The organism is Mangrovimonas sp. CR14 (genome assembly GCF_011764015.1).
Classification (GTDB): domain Bacteria; phylum Bacteroidota; class Bacteroidia; order Flavobacteriales; family Flavobacteriaceae; genus Mangrovimonas; species Mangrovimonas futianensis.
On record NZ_JAAFZY010000005.1, the window covers coordinates 281162 to 298381 of the forward strand.

Below are 17220 nucleotides of genomic sequence, written 5' to 3' on the forward strand. Positions count from 1 at the left end.
TCACTTAATTCAGGTTCATATCTTTTAGAATAGCGTCGATTTTCGCTTCCAATTTTTGTTCCGCTTTATCAAAATTTGACACATTGTCCAGTTTTCCGTTGACACTGATGTAAAATTTGATCTTTGGTTCTGTCCCACTTGGTCTTAATGCGATTTTACTTCCATCTTCAGTATAATAAATCAATACATTGGATTTTGGAATATCAATAGATGTTTCTTTTCCCGTAGCCATGTCTTTGGAAACCGATAGCTGGTAGTCCTCCACTTTAGTAACAGGGCTGTCATTAACTTCTTTAAGTGGGTTTTCTCGAGCATCTATCATCATTTGTTTGATTTCTTGGGCGCCTTCAATTCCCTTTTTGGTCATGGAAATCAAGCGTTCTTTATAAAATCCGTGATCGACATAAAGGGAAAGTAATTTTTCATAGAATGAACCACCCTCAGCCTTAGCTTGAGTAGCTATTTCACAGGCAAGTAGCGTTGAAGTCACAGCGTCTTTATCTCTAACAAAATCGCCAACCATAAATCCGAAACTTTCTTCACCGCCTCCTACAAAACTTTGGTTTGGGAAATCTTTTATCATTTTGGCAATCCATTTAAAGCCAGTCAATCCTACTTTTAGCTCAACACCATATGCATCTGCGAGCTCTTGCATCATAGGAGTTGAAACAATAGTAGAGCCTATAAATTCTTTGCCAGACAACTTGTCTTGTTCTTTCCATTGGTTTAATAAAAAGTCTGTCATGACAACCATGGTCTGGTTACCATTTAGCAAAACCAATTCATTATTTAAATTTCTCACGGCAACTCCTAAGCGGTCACTGTCTGGATCTGTACCAATAACTATGTCAGCATTGACTTTTTGGGCCAATTCCAAAGCCATTTTTAAGGCAGCAGGCTCCTCGGGGTTTGGCGATGCTACCGTTGGAAAGTCGCCATCAGGGACTTTCTGTTCCTCCACAATATGAACATTTTTATATCCGGCTTGTTTTAAGGTTTCAGGAATGGTTGTGATGGATGTCCCATGCAAGGAAGTGAAAACAATGGTTAAATTGTCTTTAGCCTTTTCTGTTGTGAAATTGGCATTTTCAACAGATGCTTTGATAAAGGCATCGTCCACATCTTTTCCTATATATTGTATTAAATCAGAATTAGATCCAAACCTAATTTCCGAATAATCCAAAGCATTGATTTCTTCTATAATTTCACCATCTTGGGGAGGGACTAATTGTCCGCCATCTTGCCAGTAAACCTTGTAACCATTATATTCTGGTGGGTTGTGGGAAGCTGTGAGCACGATACCACATTGACAGTCTAAATACTTAACTGCAAATGATAGCTCGGGAGTTGGTCTTAAATCCTCAAATAAAAAAACCTTGATTCCATTAGCCGAAAACACATCAGCTACTACCTTGGCTAAAGTTTTGCTATTATGTCTGCAATCATAAGCAATAGCTACTTTGATTCCTCCTTGAGGGAATGATTTATGTAGATAATTACTTAACCCTTGTGTGTTCTTACCCAAGGTATATTTGTTGATTCTGTTAGTTCCTAATCCCATGACACCTCGCATGCCACCTGTACCAAATTCCAAATCTTTATAGAAACTTTCTTCCAGCTCCTTAGGATTTGAAGCCATTAAATCTTTGATTTCTTTTTGGGTTTCCTTGTCAAATGATGGGGTTAACCATGTGTTTATTCTGTCAAGTAATTCAGGTTCAAAGTGTGTCATGATTGATTCAATTTATTTTTGTAAAAATAAGAAATTACCTTGGCTTATGGAGTTATAGGATATAAAACCTAAAGTACATTTAATTTTTCCTTAATGAGGTAGCGTTTTTTATCTGGTCGGTTTCTTAAAATGAGTTCTCCTAAAAACCCGGCAACAAAAAACTGAGTTCCAATGACCATTGTGGCTAGTGCCAAATAAAATTGAGGTCTTTGGGTGATGAGTCTTCCCTGCGGATGAAGAAATAATTTATCAATTCCCAAATACAATGAAAACCCAAATCCTATAGCAAACATCAACACCCCTAAAGCGCCAAAAAGATGCATGGGACGTCTACCAAATCGAGATAAAAACCAAATAGTGATTAAATCTAAAAAACCATTTATAAATCGATCCATACCAAATTTGGTCTGACCATATTTTCTAGCTTGATGCTGTACTATCTTTTCGCCGATGTTTGAAAAGCCGGCCGTCTTTGCTAAAACGGGAATGTAGCGGTGCATTTCACCACTGACATCAATGTTTTTTACAACCGTTTTCTTGTAAGCTTTCAGTCCGCAGTTAAAATCGTGCAATTTGACGCCTGATGTTTTTCTGGCAGCCCAATTGAAAAGCTTGGAAGGGAGGTTTTTTGAAATGACGGAATCATATCTTTTTTTCTTCCATCCCGAAACCATATCATAATGTTGGTTCTGAACCATATCATACAACTCAGGGATTTCTTCAGGATTGTCTTGTAAATCAGCATCCATGGTAATGATGACATCGCCTTGTGCTAATTCAAAACCGGCATGTAAAGCTTGGGATTTTCCGAAATTTTTAAGGAATTGAATACCTTTAACCTGTAAATTATTGTTAGAAAGCTGATTGATTATGTCCCACGATCTATCAGTACTGCCGTCATCAATAAAAAGGATTTCGTATGAAAAGCGATTGGATTGCATAACGCCTGCAATCCAATCATATAATTCAATTAAAGATTCTTCTTCATTTAAAAGAGGTATGACTACCGATATGTTCATTAAATTTCCTTGATTTTGGAATCCGATTCAAAAATAGAAAATTATTCTTCGTTAGGATTGTTTTTTTTGACGATTAAGGCCACTATAACCCCTATAACACCATAAAATAAAATTCTCCATACATAAGCTTGTAATTGTGCAACCAAGGAGAAATTGTCCTTTTTCTCAGCTTCTACCAAGGCTTCTTGAATGACATCTTGTGGAGCTCCAAATCGTTCCATGGTTTGTTTGGTGAGTAGTAATATTTGCTCATTTAAATATTTGGCCGCATCTGGATCAACAAAGGTGAAAATGACAATGCCCACAATTGATGAAATGGCTGTTCCAATGGCTATGGTTATAAAATAGGAGCTAAATGCTTCTTTAAAAGTTAAATAGCCTCCAGACTTTCTTTTGACTTGAATAGCAGAGAAAGTACTATAGCCTACCGCTAATAAAAAGAGAAGAATACCTAGCCACCATTCTGTAAAAAGATCTAAATTTACAGCGTAAATTAATACGGTTATTACAGACAAAATAAGCCCTAAAACAAGGCCATTATTTATTGAAATAGATTTAAGTGATTTTTCCATTTTATTAGGGATTTAGTTGATTAACGCTAGTTAGTAAACAAAGATAGCAAAACGTTACAGAAAAATTTAAAAATAAAATTTGTAAAAATTATTGCAGATAATATAAAAATACTTAAATTTGCACCTCGAATTTTTGAATAGAAACAAAAGCAGTTAGCGATGAAAAAAGATATACATCCAGAAAATTATAGAGTAGTAGCTTTTAAAGACATGTCTAATGAGGACGTTTTCCTTACGAAATCTACGGCTAGAACAAATGAGACTATTGAAGTTGATGGTGTTGAATATCCTTTAGTTAAAATGGAGATTTCTAGAACATCTCATCCTTACTACACTGGTAAATCTAAATTGGTAGATACTGCAGGACGTATCGATAAATTTAAAAACAAATACGCTAAATTCAAGAAGTAATTTAGTCATACAATATTATCTTAAAAGCCTTTCCATTTGTGAAAGGCTTTTTTTATTTTTACAGAAAGTACTAAGCCATGAACTACATCCTTTTTGACGGGCCGTCACGCAATAAATTATTACCTTTTACTTATACTAGGCCCGTGGCGGATATCCGCGTAGGGATAATGACCATTAGGGAAAAATGGGAGTCTTATTTAGAATGTACTACTACCACGGTTACCGAGGACTACCTTTCAGAAAAATTCCCAATGGTAGAAATGGAAAATAACGTTATGATTAATGCGTCATTTCTTCCAACTCAGGAATTGGTTGAAATGATCAAGAATCTTGAAGAAAACCAAGCGATTTTTAATGATGAAGATGTGATTGCTTTTTTCGCCAAAGAATCACAAGAAGAAATTGATTTTGACACCTACGAAGCTTTTGAATATCAGGAGAATGTTGTAAAGATTGAAAATACTTGGGATATCTTTTCAAAAAATGGTTTAGCCATAGTTAATGATTTTGAAATTTTGACTAAGAATAGAAGGTCGCAACCTATTCCTTCTACGGTAAATACTATTGCAGCAGAGAATATTTTTATAGAAGAGGGAGCCAAATTGGAATTTGTGACTTTAAATGCCTCATCAGGACCTATTTATATAGGAAGAGATTCAGAAATCATGGAAGGCAGTATAATAAGAGGTCCTTTTGCATTATGTACTGGATCTACTGTTAAATTGGGCGCTAAGATTTATGGTCCAACCACGGTTGGGCCTTTCAGTAAAGTAGGCGGAGAGGTGAATAATTCTGTTTTATTTGGATATTCAAATAAGGGGCATGATGGATTTTTGGGTAATTCAGTACTAGGAGAATGGTGTAATTTGGGTGCTGACACTAATAATTCCAATCTTAAAAACAATTATGCAGAAGTTAGGTTATGGGATTATGAAACTGAAAGATTTGCCAAAACAGGACTTCAATTTTGTGGTTTAATGATGGGGGATCATAGCAAATGTGGTATTAATACCATGTTTAATACCGGAACCGTTGTGGGTGTGAGCTCCAATATATTCGGTAGTGGTTTTCCAAGGAATTTTGTTCCTAGTTTTTCATGGGGAGGAAGTAATGGATTTACTTCCTATATGACATCAAAAGCCTTTGAAGTGGCCAAAGTGGTTATGGCAAGGAGGGATGTTGAGTTTACTGATCAAGATGCCGATATTCTTACTCATGTTTTTGAAGAATCTAAAAAGTATCGCAGGGATTAAGTGTTAACATAAATGTTAAAATTCTTATTTTGAACGATGAAAGTTTCTATTTTGTAGATGAATTACAATAATAGAAATCCCTAAAAGCTATTTTTAAAAAATTCCAGAAGTTTAATCGATCCATTTACTTAACATGGTATGCTTTTTGAAAACACTTAACCTATGAAAAATTACATTTCCTTTTTAACACTGTTTCTATTTGTATTTTCTTATGCACAAAAGGAAACTTATCATATTAAAAATATTAAACTCAATGATGAAAAAAGCCATTATGGAGTAAGTTATTTTAAAGATGGCAAAGTCTTTTTTACTTCTTTTCTTTTAGATGACAAAAACAAAATACGGCTAACCAAGGAGAAGATACCGGTGTTTTCACTTTTTTCTGGAGATATGGATGCAGAAGGAGAGATATCCAATGTAGAACCTTTTAAGTCATCTGAGATTTATGAGTTTAATTGCTCAAGCGCTTCTTTTAGTCCTGATAAGAAATATATTTATATCACTACCAATTATGTCAATAAAGGGGATGATTATAAAAAAAATAATAAAATTAGAAATTTGCGATTAGAGCGTGGAGAGTATGTGCCTGGTCGCGGTTGGGTTAATTTTAAAACATTGCCTTTTTGTGATGACGGGTATTCCTATGGTCATCCGGCCGTAAGTCCCGATGGGGCTTATTTGTACTTCACTGCAAACATTCCTGAGGCACGTGGTCCGACAGATGTGTTCCGTGTGGGAATCCTCGGAGGAAATGAATATTCTGAAATAGAAAATATTGGCAGGGAAATCAATTCCAATAGAAAGGATATGTTTCCCTTTGTTAGCAAAGACAACATTCTATACTTTTCCTCAGATAGAGCTGGAGGATACAAAGGTTTAGATGTATATTATTGCCAAATTTTAGAGGATGGCACTTTTTCAAAGCCCAAATTAATGCCTAAGCCCATTAACAGTGCGGAAGATGATTTTGGGTTTATGCTTTTGGATGATGAAAAATCTGGATATTTCTCATCTACTAGGTATGGCGGACAGGGAGAAGATGACATCTACTATTTTACTAAGGATTAACATCCTTTTTAACGGACTTTAAGGTTAATAGATTAATGGGGTTTATTCCTAAGCCATGAATTCCCTTTCTTGAAAAGCGAACTACTTCGTCATAGAAGAGGACAACAACAGGAATATGTTCCATAACGATTTGATCCATTTCAGAATATAATTGTTGTCTTTTCAAAGGGTCGGACTCTAAATATGCTGCTTCAAATAGGTTATCAAATTCAGTATTTGTATAATGTGCATAGTTGGGGCCATTCGGGGCAAAGTTAGGGCTGTAAAATAGAGATAGATAATTTTCAGCATCAGGATAATCGGCGACCCAACTTGCTCTAAAAAAGTCCAATTTACCATTGGCTTTTGAATCCTTGAGGGTAGAAGGAGGAACTACATCAATAACTATATTCAATCCTGCCTTTTGCACCTCTCTTTGGATATACTCACAGAAACTTAAGTAATTACTTGTCGTGGTTAAGGTAATAGACGGATTTGAAATTCCAGACTGTAATTTAAATTGATCAACCAAGTCTTTAGCCCTTTTGGGATTGTATTCAAAACCAATTTGGTTATTGTAACCGGGTAGACCTCTGGGGATAAAACCTCCATCTGCTGGAATTCCTATGCCATTTCTAAGATAAGTGATCATTTTTTCTCTGTCAAACCCATAATTAATGGCTTTACGTAACAATTCTGATTGAATTTCAGGAATGTCTGAATCCATGTAGAAAGCGAGATATTCTGTATTTAAATAGGGGCCTTTAATCATGTTTACCCTGTCTTGATATGACCTTCTTAGCTTTCCTTCAGTCGTTAAAATCTCATCCTTGTAGGATGCGTCTAAACCAGAAATATAGTCTAGGTTACCTTGAGCAAATTGCAAAAATTCACTTTGTTTATCGGGTAAGAAGGTGATTGCAACGGCTTCTAAATATGGAAGAGACCTGCCTCTTGAATCTTTTTCAAAGTAATGAGGGTTTTTCCTAAAGACTAATTTTATATTCTCTTCCCATCTCTTAAATTTAAATGGACCTGTTCCAATTGGATGAGATCTAAATTCAGAACCATAATGTTCTACTATTTCTCTGGGGACGACACTACAATATTTCATGGTTAACAAGCCAAGAAATGCAGGAAACGGTTGGTTCAGTTTAATGTGTAAGGTGGAATCATTTAAAGCTTCAAAATAATCTACCTTATTCAAGACCCAACTGCCTGGGGAGGCTAGTTGCTTGTCTAAAAGTCTATTGAAACTATAAACAAAATCTTGAGCCTGAACTTGCCTTGTAGAATCTTTACCAAACAAATCGCTTTTATGGAAATAAACGTCTTTTCTTAAATGAAACTGGTAACTTTTTCCACTATCGGTAACGGTCCAATTTTTGGCTATACAGGGTAGCACTTGTAAACTGTCATTCATTTGTACCAGACCATTAAAGAGTTGGTTCGTGGCCCATATATCAGCCAAATCTTTAGAGAATGCAGGATCTAATGAGCTAATATTTTTATGTTCATTATATCTAAAAACATCAGAATCCTGGTATGTGTTTATTTTGCTTTCACAGGAAAGAATGAATAACCAAACGCAACCGACTGATAGATAGAAAACTAAGTTTGTTAAGTTTATTGAAAGGGGTTTTATCATTCTTTATTTTAGTTGTAAATTTGCAGCCATCAAAAATGTAAAGATAAATTTTATTGACCCCATAACAAAAGGGAAATGGAGCAAAAGAAAGTCGCATTTTATACATTGGGTTGTAAGCTGAATTTTTCAGAAACCTCTACTATTGCCAGAAACTTTACTAATGAAGGGTTTGAACGTGTAGATTTTTCTGAGAAAGCAGATATATATGTTATTAATACCTGCTCTGTTACCGAGAATGCAGATAAACGATTCAAAACGATCGTGAAACAAGCGCAAAAGGCAAATCCCGATTCTTTTGTTGCTGCAGTAGGTTGTTATGCTCAATTAAAACCGCAGGAATTAGCAGATGTGGATGGGGTTGATTTGGTTTTGGGGGCTACCGAGAAATTTAAAATTACGGACTATTTGAATGACCTTTCCAAAAATGATATGGGTGAAGTTCATTCTTGTGAAATTGAGGAAGCCGATTTTTATGTAGGCAGTTATTCCATAGGAGATAGAACAAGAGCTTTTTTAAAGGTTCAAGACGGATGTGACTATAAATGCACCTATTGCACCATTCCATTGGCTAGAGGGATTTCTAGAAGTGACACCATGGACAATGTATTAAAAAACGCTAAGGAGATTTCTGAAAAAGGGATTAAAGAAATTGTCTTGACTGGTGTGAACATTGGAGATTATGGAAAAGGCGAATTTGGTAATAAACGTCATGAGCATACATTTCTAGATTTAGTAACCCAACTGGATCAGGTTGAGGGAATAGAAAGATTGCGTATATCTTCCATTGAACCAAATCTTTTAAAAAATGAAACTATTGACCTTGTTTCTCGATCAAGAGCCTTTGTGCCTCATTTTCACATTCCTTTGCAAAGTGGTAGCAACGATATATTGAAAAAAATGAAGCGTAGGTATTTGCGTGAGCTTTATGTAGATAGAGTAGCTAAAGTAAGAGAAGTAATGCCACACGCATGTATTGGGGTGGATGTTATAGTTGGGTTCCCTGGGGAAACGGATGAACACTTTTTAGAAACCTACCATTTCCTAAACGAATTGGATATCTCTTACTTACATGTTTTTACCTATTCGGAGCGGGATAATACAGAGGCCGCAGAAATGGTGGGTGTGGTGCCCAAAAAGGTTAGAAATAAACGAAGTAAAATGCTTCGGGGTCTTTCCGTTAAAAAGAGAAGAGCTTTTTATGAAAGTCAATTGGGAACGCAGCGAACAGTTTTGTTTGAAGGCGAGAACAAAGAAGGATATATTCATGGCTTTACTGAAAATTACGTTAAAGTAAAGGCGCCATGGAACCCAGAATTAGTCAATACATTACATCCGGTGTCACTTACCGAAATTGATGAAGACGGATTGGTAAGGTTTGATTTTGTGAAAGTTGCGGTGTCTTAAGAACGTAATTTCACAGATAATCTAAGAAATTATCCGTTTATCTAATTTTAAAATTGAAAGAGTTTAATTACACTACTTTGGCGGAAATTTCGCCCCAATGAAACATTTTATTGTACTTTTTTTAAGCACATTCCTGGTTTTTAATTGCTCAGAGGATCAATCTTCGGAAGAAGAGAAGGTTAGCTATGTTTGGAAATTAACAGAATGGAGGTTAAAGGAGTCTATAGATTTAAACAATGATGGAGAGGCGACAAGCAGCTTTGTTCCAGGTTGTTTAAATGGTTCAAGGATATATTTTTCAGATTCTGAAAACGCTTCGGTTTTTATTTCATCGGATGTTACTTTTTATCAAGATCACGAAAGTCTTGATTATGCCATGTCATGCTCTACCTCTTCAGATAGACCTGCTGTGGAAATTACATATAGTAAAAATGGAGATGAAATAATATTGAATACACCTGATGGTATTTTTAATGGTTATTTTGAAGGCAATGATTTATTGGTAGAGATTCCAGAAGGCTTTGAAGTTTTGGATAATGTTACTTTTGAAACTGTTTTGACGATGGATTTAACATTGAAATTTTCCAAAGAGTAATAAATATAAATTTTGAATATAAAAAAAGGCCAAGATTAATTCTTGGCCTTTTCATTTTCTATTGACAGCGTTATATTCGCACACCAACGGGTAGCATGCTTTTATACTGTCTATTTCTTCTTATAAATTTGGCTATCTCTGGGCTTGTTGGAACCACACTTAAGTTTCTTTCTTCTATATCCTGTAGTACTACTTTAATAAAGTCATTCTGAAATTCATCAGATTCTATATCACTTGGAATTATCAATTTCGTTAAAAAGATTTTCCTTTCCTGTAGAGAATATTCAATTTTCGCTAAGCTATTATCGACTTTTAGCTCATATTGGCGCAAAAAGTCATTATCAATTAGTTCTGCTGCATCAATCATAATCATTAAGTTTTATTCAATGGAATTTGTAAGAAGTGAACACTATTTTCAATAGTTTTGTAACGCAAAGGTACGAAAAAATATTGTTAATAAGAAAAGTGTAAGTGGTTAAAGCCTTATGGATCAAGAGCTAATTCATGTTTATTTTATGCCCGGAATGGCTGCGAAATCTACTATTTTCGAAAAAATAGAACTCCCTAAAGACCAATTTGAAATGCACTTTTTAGAATGGATCATTCCTTTAAAAAATGAATCCATTCAAAGTTATGCCAAAAGATTGTGTGAAAATATTGAACATGAAAATATTGTTTTGGTGGGTGTTTCTTTTGGTGGGATTATGGTTCAGGAAATGTCAAAAATCATAAAGACTAGAAAGATAATCGTTGTATCAAGTGTCAAGACTAAATATGAGTTACCAAGACGTATGAGGGCCATGAGAGCACTTAAGGCATATTGTTTAATTCCCAAAGAATTTCAAGCAAATGTGGATAAGTTGGCCAAATTTGCCTTTGGTAAAACTGCTACCGAACGTATTGATTTATATAGGAAATTTTTACACATAAATGATCCGTCCTATTTAAAATGGGCTATTAAACAAGTGGTATGTTGGGATCAAAATAAGCCACTTCCCAATACCATTCACATTCATGGTGATAAGGATTTGGTATTTCCTAAACGCTATATTAAGGATTGCGAATGTGTAAAGGGAGGTACGCACATCATGGTTGTCAACAGGTTTAAATGGTTTAATGAACATTTACCAAATCTTATTTTAAGTTAAAGTCCCTCAAAACATTATACTTTTTTTATACTTTTATAAAAAACTGAATTAGCATGAAATGGATTAAGAATTTGTTAGCTTTTGTTGGCTTATTCGCAGTAGTGAGCTTATTTGTTTACGCAATGCAAGATGCCCCTACCGATGAGAATTTTGAGAAGAAATTGGTGAATGATTATAATGTGTATGCGCTTCAAATTCCTGATGATTTGGATTTCGCCAAAGAAGCGATGCCCTTAGAGAATCCAGATATTTATGAAAGAATGGATCGTGAGCTTTTAGTCAACACCTATTGGCAATCGAATGGCTTGCTGATGTTCAAAAGGGCTAGAAAATATTTCCCGGTTATCGAACCTATTTTGAAAAAACACGGAATTCCAGAGGATTTTAAATATCTAGCTGTCATTGAAAGTGGATTAACCAATGCTGTTTCTCCTGCGGGTGCGCGCGGATTTTGGCAAATCATGAGAGGTACTGGTAGAGAATTAGGGCTTGAGATAAATGATAATGTGGATGAGCGTTATAATCTTGAGTTAGCAACAGAAGCAGCTTGTCAATACCTCAAAAATTCTAAGGAAAGATTAGGAAGTTGGACTTTGGCAGCTGCAGCATATAATGCTGGGGAATCTGGTATAAGGAAGGAGTTGGAAAGGCAAAATGTAAAGGATTACTATGATTTATTATTAGGAGAGGAGACAGGAAGGTATGTTTTTAGAATCGTTGCTTTAAAAGAAATCCTAAACCATCCAGATAAGTATGGCTTTAATTTTAGGGAGAAAGACTTGTATAAACCTATACCTACTTACAAGGTGGAGGTAGATACTGCCGTAACCGATTTTACCAAATTTGCAGACGATTATGGTATCAATTATAAAATACTTAAAATCCACAATCCTTGGTTGAGGGAAAAGCACCTTAATAATAAGTCGAATAAACAGTATTTCATTGAGATTCCGAAAACAGGATCTTATGTGAACTAATTCCCATATATGATAGAATATTTTAAGGAGAATCCCTGGCGCATTTTAATACTAATAAACTATATATTAGCTATTTCTGCAGCGTTTTTTATTATTCTTAAAAATATTAATCCAACCAAAACATTATCTTATGTTTTGGTTTTGGTTTTTTTTCCCTTTTTTGGATTATTGGTGTATTATTTCTTTGGTCAAGAATACCGGAAAAGTAAAATTTTTAACCGAAAGAATGTCCTCAATCAGAGTATAGTTAGAAGAATTCAGGATGAATTAAAATTAAATAATCGTGAAAAGCGCGAGTTGAAGGCAATCTTGGAGGATAAGGTTCGGTTGGTGAAGTTGATGTACAAAAATGAACATTCTCCTCTAACCTTGGAGAATAAGGTTCAATTATTAATTAACGGTGAGGCAAAGTTTGAATCTGTTTTAAACGATTTAAAAGAAGCAAAAGATCACATCCATTTAGAGTATTATATCTTTCATGATGATGAAGCTGGAAATCCTGTCATTGATATATTATGTGAAAAGGCAAAACAGGGTATTGAGGTTAGGGTAAGTGTTGATGATGTTGGAAGTAAGTTTAGCAGAAACACAAAAAGGAGATTCAAGGAGTCTGGGGTTCAAGTCAATTATTTTATGCCTGTTTTTTTTCCATCCTTTACTGGGAAAATGAACTATAGAAACCATAGGAAGATTATAATTATTGATGGGAAAATAGGGTATTTGGGAGGAATCAATATCTCAAAGGAATATTTAAATCCCGAGAATAAACCAACCCCATTTTGGAGAGATAGTCACTTGAGGATTGAAGGAGAGGCTGTTAAGCCATTACAAATTCAGTTTTTTATGACTTGGAATTTTGTTTCTTCAGAAAAGGTGAAGTTGGCCGATCGGTATTTTCCTGAAATTTTGGAAGATTATGATGATGTCCCCGTACAAATTGCTGGAAGTGGCCCCGATACAGATTGGGCCAATATTATGGAAGTCATATTCATGGCAATTGTTTCTGCAAGTAAATATGTTTACATCACGACGCCTTATTTCATTCCCAATGATGAAATAATTAAAGCTATTCAAATTGCCTCTAAAAGTGGAGTGAAGGTAAAGCTGTTGATTCCCAAAAATTCCGATTCTTGGACTGCCAAATATGCCTCCAATTCTTATCTGGAGCCGCTTTTGGAATCAGGCGTTGAGATTTACAGGTACTGTAAAGGAATCATTCATGCTAAAACCATTGTGGTTGACGATATTTTTTGCAGTGTAGGGACAGCCAATATGGACTATAGGAGCTTCAATATCAATTTTGAAATCAATGCTTTGATTTATCATGAAGATCAGACCATTATCTTAAAAAATCAATTTATGGAAGATTTAAAAGATAGTGAAGCGGTTGATTATGAAAGATGGTTACAACGACCTAAAATAAACAAACTGAAAGAATCTTTCTGTCGCCTTTTGGCACCTTTACTTTAATTTACCGACGTTTCCCTGGGCGTTGTTGTCTATGTCCTCCAAAATGTTGATTAGGCATTTGGGCACGTTTCATGTTTTCCTTCATCATTTTGATTTGTTCATTCAACATGTTGTGCTTGTCTAGCTTTTGAGCTTCATTCAAAAGAGCTTGAGCTTCTGTTTTTCTTCTTTTAGCAAAAGCAATACCCGCCAAATTTAATTTAGCCATAGCCAAATCATGATCCATTGCGAGACCTAGTGAGATGGCTTTCTTAAAGTATTTTTCAGCATCATTCATATTGCTTTGAGAAACCATAATTCCATGAAGATAATTGTAGTATCCTTGTTGCTTTTTAACTAAAGCGCCCTCAGGGTTATTTATTTTGTCTAACCATTTTTTGGCACCTTCAAAGTCTTGTTTTCGCAATCTTAAAAATGCTAAAAGAATCATTTCATTCTTAAAGTAGAGGAAAATAAAAATCCCAGCTAATAAGATGAACATGATGCCATTACCAATATTTCCTTCAATGAATTGATAAACGGCATAAGCTAATACTAGGACAGCAATAACGAGTTTGAATATTTTATTGAACATAAACTGCTATGAATGATCTTAAATAATTAATTTTGCTGCAAATTTAAGATGTTTAAATTTGAAATCACACCTCAAAAATGGGTTTTTCAAATTTTGTTTGCAAACAAGCAAATATTAAAATTAAAATATTTTTTAAATAAGGTTTGCTAAATAAAAAAGCCTTTGTATATTTGCACGCACTTTTGGATACCCCAAAGGTTTTGATAGTTAATTAGGAATTATTCAGATAATAAAGATACAAGGAAATGAAAAGAACGTTTCAACCATCAAAGAGAAAGAGGAGAAATAAACATGGCTTTAGAGAGCGTATGGCTTCAGCCAATGGTAGAAAAGTACTTGCTCGTAGAAGAGCCAAGGGTAGAAAGAAATTAACTGTATCTTCTGAATCAAGACATAAGAGATAAATGATTAACAATGGTTAATATAAAAAAGGTGTTACTAAGAGTAGCGCCTTTTTTTATGTCTCGTATTCATTCACTATTTTTGCAAAAACAAATAAACTTCATTATAAAAGATGCCTAAAGATTCAAGTATCAAGTCAATTTTAATTATTGGTTCAGGTCCCATCATTATTGGTCAAGCTTGTGAATTTGATTATTCTGGAAGTCAAGCCTTGAGATCTTTGAGAGAGGACGGAATTGAAACCATTCTTATTAATTCAAACCCAGCAACCATCATGACAGACCCATCAATGGCTGATCATGTTTATTTGTTGCCATTGACTACCAAATCCATAGTTCAAATATTAAAGGATCACCCTCAGATTGATGCTGTTTTACCTACAATGGGTGGGCAGACCGCTTTGAATTTATGTATTGAAGCAGACGAAAAGGGTATTTGGAAGGATTTTGGAGTAAAAATCATTGGTGTTGATATCGATGCTATCAACATTACAGAAGACCGTGAGAAATTCCGTGAATTGATGTTGGAAATAGGTGTTGGTATGGCACCTCAAGCAACTGCCACTTCATTTTTAAAAGGTAAAGAAATAGCACAGGAATTTGGATTCCCGTTGTGTATTAGAGCATCTTTTACCCTAGGTGGAGCAGGGGCTTCTATTGTCTATAATGAAGAAGAGTTTGATGAATCATTAACTAGAGGACTGGAAATTTCCCCCATCCACGAAGTTATGATAGATAAGGCCATGATGGGCTGGAAAGAGTATGAGTTAGAGCTACTTCGTGATAAAAATGACAATGTTGTTATTATTTGTACCATAGAAAATATGGATCCTATGGGAATCCATACAGGTGACTCAATTACAGTTGCACCTGCTATGACATTGTCTGACAAGACCTTCCAAAAAATGCGTGATATGGCCATCCTTATGATGCGTAGTATCGGTGATTTTGCAGGAGGATGTAATGTTCAGTTTGCAGTAAGCCCAGATGAGAATGAAGAAATTATTGCTATTGAAATTAATCCTCGGGTTTCTCGTTCATCTGCTTTAGCCAGTAAAGCTACAGGTTATCCAATTGCTAAGATAGCATCTAAGTTGGCTTTGGGTTATACTCTTGATGAGTTAAACAATCAAATTACACAATCGACTTCTGCTTTATTTGAACCTACATTAGATTATGTTATCGTTAAAATTCCTAGATGGAACTTCGATAAGTTTGAAGGTAGCGACAGAACTCTAGGTCTTCAAATGAAATCTGTGGGAGAAGTTATGGGAATTGGAAGATCCTTTCAAGAAGCACTTCATAAGGCTACACAATCATTAGAAATTAAAAGAAATGGTTTGGGAGCCGATGGTAAGGGGTATAAAAATTATGACCAAATCATTAGCAAATTAGCCCATGCTAGTTGGGATCGCGTCTTTGTGATTTATGATGCTATTCAAATGGGTATACCGTTGAGTAGAATTCATGAGATCACTAAAATAGACATGTGGTTCTTGAAACAATATGAAGAATTATATTTCCTAGAAAAGGAAATTTCACAATATACTATTGAAACTTTAGACAAGGATTTGCTTTTAGAGGCAAAACAAAAAGGCTATGGTGACCGTCAGATTGCACATATGCTGAATTGTTTAGAAAGTGAAGTCTACAAGAAGCGTGAGGAACTAAGCATTAATAGGGTTTACAAGTTAGTTGATACTTGTGCTGCAGAGTTTCAAGCGCAGACACCATATTACTACTCTACCTTTGAAAATGAGGTAAAAACTAAAGATGGCAATGTTTTTACAGAAAATGAAAGTGTTGTTACTGATAAGAAGAAAATCATTGTATTAGGTTCTGGGCCGAACAGAATTGGTCAAGGTATCGAGTTTGATTACTGTTGTGTTCATGGGGTGTTAGCCGCAGCCGAGTGTGGTTATGAAACCATTATGATCAACTGTAATCCAGAGACGGTTTCTACAGATTTTGATACCGCCGATAAATTATACTTTGAGCCCGTATTCTGGGAGCATATTTACGATATTATTAAGCACGAAAAACCAGAAGGTGTTATTGTTCAATTAGGAGGTCAAACAGCTCTTAAATTGGCTGAAAAACTGGATCGTTATGGTGTGAAAATTATTGGAACCAGTTATCAATCGTTAGATTTGGCTGAAGATAGAGGAAGCTTCTCAACGTTACTGAAAGAAAATAACATTCCTTATCCAGAATTTGACACGGCCGAAACGGCTGAAGAAGCCTTAAAAGTAGCTGATAAATTGGATTTCCCAATTTTGGTTCGTCCATCTTATGTATTAGGAGGGCAAGGAATGAAAATTGTCATCAATAAAAAGGAACTGGAAGAGCATGTCGTTGATTTATTGAGAAGCATTCCTAATAATAAACTGCTTTTAGATCACTACTTGGATGGTGCCATTGAGGCTGAGGCTGATGCCATTTGTGATGGTGAAAATGTATATATAATAGGTATCATGGAGCATATTGAGCCATGTGGAATACATTCAGGGGATAGTAATGCAACGCTTCCTCCATTCAACTTAGGAGATCTCGTTTTACAACAAATTAAAGATCATACAGAGAAAATTGCCTTGGCATTGAATACAGTAGGGTTGATTAATATTCAGTTTGCTATCAAGGATGATATGGTTTATATAATAGAAGCTAATCCTAGAGCATCTAGAACAGTGCCATTTATTGCAAAGGCATATGGAGAGCCTTATGTAAACTTTGCAACCAAAGTAATGCTTGGAGAGAAAAAAGTAACTGATTTTGATTTCAAGCCACACTTAGAAGGTTATGCGATCAAACAGCCCGTATTCTCTTTCAATAAGTTCCCTAAGGTTAATAAGAAATTAGGACCAGAAATGAAGAGTACAGGTGAAAGTATCTTATTTATTGATAGTTTAAAGGATGATGAATTCTACAACCTTTACGCTAGAAGAAAAATGTACTTGAGCAAATAAGAA

General features: G+C 35.1%; 16 protein-coding genes. 10 read left to right on the top strand and 6 right to left on the bottom strand.

Annotated elements, in window-relative coordinates:
• Positions 1-4 precede the first annotated feature (4 nt).
• The 3 genes from GZ212_RS12080 to GZ212_RS12090 form a co-directional block, all read right to left on the bottom strand.
• Positions 5-1732, bottom strand: coding sequence for a phospho-sugar mutase (locus tag GZ212_RS12080; protein ID WP_053971783.1), 1728 nt, complete (start codon positions 1730-1732; stop codon positions 5-7).
• A gap of 68 nt (positions 1733-1800) precedes the next feature.
• Positions 1801-2751 carry a glycosyltransferase family 2 protein gene (locus tag GZ212_RS12085; protein ID WP_166960581.1) on the bottom strand — a complete coding sequence of 317 codons (951 nt, stop codon included), beginning with the start codon at positions 2749-2751 and terminating at the stop codon, positions 1801-1803.
• A gap of 41 nt (positions 2752-2792) precedes the next feature.
• Positions 2793-3323: a DUF4199 domain-containing protein gene (locus GZ212_RS12090; RefSeq protein WP_053971785.1), complete on the bottom strand. Its 531-nt coding sequence runs from the start codon at positions 3321-3323 to the stop codon at positions 2793-2795.
• Positions 3324-3482: 159 nt separating this feature from the next.
• On the opposite strand from GZ212_RS12090, the gene GZ212_RS12095 reads away from it, so the two are divergent.
• The 3 genes from GZ212_RS12095 to GZ212_RS12105 all read left to right on the top strand — a co-directional run bounded on the left by GZ212_RS12095 (position 3483) and on the right by GZ212_RS12105 (position 6055).
• Entirely contained in the window at positions 3483-3734 is a 252-nt protein-coding gene (locus GZ212_RS12095; RefSeq protein WP_053971786.1) for a type B 50S ribosomal protein L31, read from the top strand.
• 77 nt (positions 3735-3811) lie between these two features.
• Complete coding sequence (locus GZ212_RS12100) at positions 3812-4987, top strand: GlmU family protein (RefSeq protein WP_053971787.1); 1176 nt, start codon at positions 3812-3814, stop codon at positions 4985-4987.
• A gap of 162 nt (positions 4988-5149) precedes the next feature.
• Positions 5150-6055, top strand: a complete 906-nt coding sequence (locus GZ212_RS12105) for a PD40 domain-containing protein (protein ID WP_166960583.1) — start codon at positions 5150-5152, stop codon at positions 6053-6055.
• Here the strand turns inward: GZ212_RS12105 and GZ212_RS12110 are convergent.
• A complete protein-coding gene (locus GZ212_RS12110; RefSeq protein ID WP_166960586.1) occupies positions 6045-7682 on the bottom strand; it encodes an ABC transporter substrate-binding protein in 1638 nt (545 codons plus the stop codon). The genes GZ212_RS12105 and GZ212_RS12110 overlap by 11 nt on opposite strands.
• A 75-nt stretch (positions 7683-7757) precedes the next feature.
• Between GZ212_RS12110 and mtaB the strand changes: the two genes are divergently transcribed.
• Both mtaB and GZ212_RS12120 read left to right on the top strand, forming a co-directional pair.
• Positions 7758-9086: a tRNA (N(6)-L-threonylcarbamoyladenosine(37)-C(2))-methylthiotransferase MtaB gene (mtaB, locus tag GZ212_RS12115; RefSeq protein WP_166960589.1), complete on the top strand. Its 1329-nt coding sequence runs from the start codon at positions 7758-7760 to the stop codon at positions 9084-9086.
• A gap of 97 nt (positions 9087-9183) precedes the next feature.
• A complete protein-coding gene (locus tag GZ212_RS12120) occupies positions 9184-9681 on the top strand; it encodes a hypothetical protein (protein WP_166960592.1) in 498 nt (165 codons plus the stop codon).
• A gap of 70 nt (positions 9682-9751) precedes the next feature.
• Here the strand turns inward: GZ212_RS12120 and GZ212_RS12125 are convergent, their stop codons facing one another.
• The gene (locus tag GZ212_RS12125) at positions 9752-10048 is read right to left on the bottom strand and encodes an N-acetyltransferase (RefSeq protein WP_197276725.1); all 297 of its coding nucleotides are present in this window, start codon (positions 10046-10048) and stop codon (positions 9752-9754) included.
• A 118-nt stretch (positions 10049-10166) separates the two neighbouring features.
• On the opposite strand from GZ212_RS12125, the gene GZ212_RS12130 reads away from it, so the two are divergent.
• The 3 genes from GZ212_RS12130 to cls are packed head-to-tail and all read left to right on the top strand — an operon-like array spanning position 10167 to position 13276.
• Entirely contained in the window at positions 10167-10829 is a 663-nt protein-coding gene (locus GZ212_RS12130) for an alpha/beta hydrolase (RefSeq protein WP_166960595.1), read from the top strand.
• A 53-nt stretch (positions 10830-10882) separates the two neighbouring features.
• Positions 10883-11806, top strand: a complete 924-nt coding sequence (locus tag GZ212_RS12135; protein WP_166960598.1) for a lytic transglycosylase domain-containing protein — start codon at positions 10883-10885, stop codon at positions 11804-11806.
• A gap of 9 nt (positions 11807-11815) precedes the next feature.
• Entirely contained in the window at positions 11816-13276 is a 1461-nt protein-coding gene (cls, locus tag GZ212_RS12140; protein WP_166960601.1) for a cardiolipin synthase, read from the top strand.
• Position 13277: 1 nt separating this feature from the next.
• On the opposite strand, the gene GZ212_RS12145 is transcribed toward cls, so the two are convergent.
• On the bottom strand, positions 13278-13850 hold the full coding sequence (locus GZ212_RS12145) for a DUF2892 domain-containing protein (protein WP_166960604.1): 573 nt from the start codon (positions 13848-13850) through the stop codon (positions 13278-13280).
• A gap of 245 nt (positions 13851-14095) precedes the next feature.
• Here GZ212_RS12145 and rpmH point away from each other — a divergent pair, with 245 nt between their 5' ends.
• Together rpmH and carB are read left to right on the top strand one after the other, a co-directional pair.
• On the top strand, positions 14096-14254 hold the full coding sequence (rpmH, locus tag GZ212_RS12150; protein WP_082316571.1) for a 50S ribosomal protein L34: 159 nt from the start codon (positions 14096-14098) through the stop codon (positions 14252-14254).
• Between the two features lie 110 nt (positions 14255-14364).
• A complete protein-coding gene (gene carB / locus GZ212_RS12155) occupies positions 14365-17217 on the top strand; it encodes a carbamoyl-phosphate synthase large subunit (RefSeq protein WP_166960607.1) in 2853 nt (950 codons plus the stop codon).
• Positions 17218-17220 lie beyond the last annotated feature (3 nt).

Bases quoted from the DNA above. Each gene is read 5' to 3' on its own strand.
- rpmH (WP_082316571.1), top strand. From the start codon at position 14,096: ATGAAAAGAACGTTTCAACCATCAAAGAGAAAGAGGAGAAATAAACAT.
- carB (WP_166960607.1), top strand. From the start codon at position 14,365: ATGCCTAAAGATTCAAGTATCAAGTCAATTTTAATTATTGGTTCAGGT.
- GZ212_RS12125 (WP_197276725.1), bottom strand. From the start codon at position 10,048: ATGATTGATGCAGCAGAACTAATTGATAATGACTTTTTGCGCCAATAT.
- GZ212_RS12135 (WP_166960598.1), top strand. From the start codon at position 10,883: ATGAAATGGATTAAGAATTTGTTAGCTTTTGTTGGCTTATTCGCAGTA.
- GZ212_RS12085 (WP_166960581.1), bottom strand. From the start codon at position 2,751: ATGAACATATCGGTAGTCATACCTCTTTTAAATGAAGAAGAATCTTTA.
- GZ212_RS12095 (WP_053971786.1), top strand. From the start codon at position 3,483: ATGAAAAAAGATATACATCCAGAAAATTATAGAGTAGTAGCTTTTAAA.
- GZ212_RS12145 (WP_166960604.1), bottom strand. From the start codon at position 13,850: ATGTTCAATAAAATATTCAAACTCGTTATTGCTGTCCTAGTATTAGCT.
- GZ212_RS12100 (WP_053971787.1), top strand. From the start codon at position 3,812: ATGAACTACATCCTTTTTGACGGGCCGTCACGCAATAAATTATTACCT.
- mtaB (WP_166960589.1), top strand. From the start codon at position 7,758: ATGGAGCAAAAGAAAGTCGCATTTTATACATTGGGTTGTAAGCTGAAT.
- GZ212_RS12130 (WP_166960595.1), top strand. From the start codon at position 10,167: ATGGATCAAGAGCTAATTCATGTTTATTTTATGCCCGGAATGGCTGCG.
- cls (WP_166960601.1), top strand. From the start codon at position 11,816: ATGATAGAATATTTTAAGGAGAATCCCTGGCGCATTTTAATACTAATA.
- GZ212_RS12090 (WP_053971785.1), bottom strand. From the start codon at position 3,323: ATGGAAAAATCACTTAAATCTATTTCAATAAATAATGGCCTTGTTTTA.
- GZ212_RS12110 (WP_166960586.1), bottom strand. From the start codon at position 7,682: ATGATAAAACCCCTTTCAATAAACTTAACAAACTTAGTTTTCTATCTA.
- GZ212_RS12105 (WP_166960583.1), top strand. From the start codon at position 5,150: ATGAAAAATTACATTTCCTTTTTAACACTGTTTCTATTTGTATTTTCT.
- GZ212_RS12080 (WP_053971783.1), bottom strand. From the start codon at position 1,732: ATGACACACTTTGAACCTGAATTACTTGACAGAATAAACACATGGTTA.
- GZ212_RS12120 (WP_166960592.1), top strand. From the start codon at position 9,184: ATGAAACATTTTATTGTACTTTTTTTAAGCACATTCCTGGTTTTTAAT.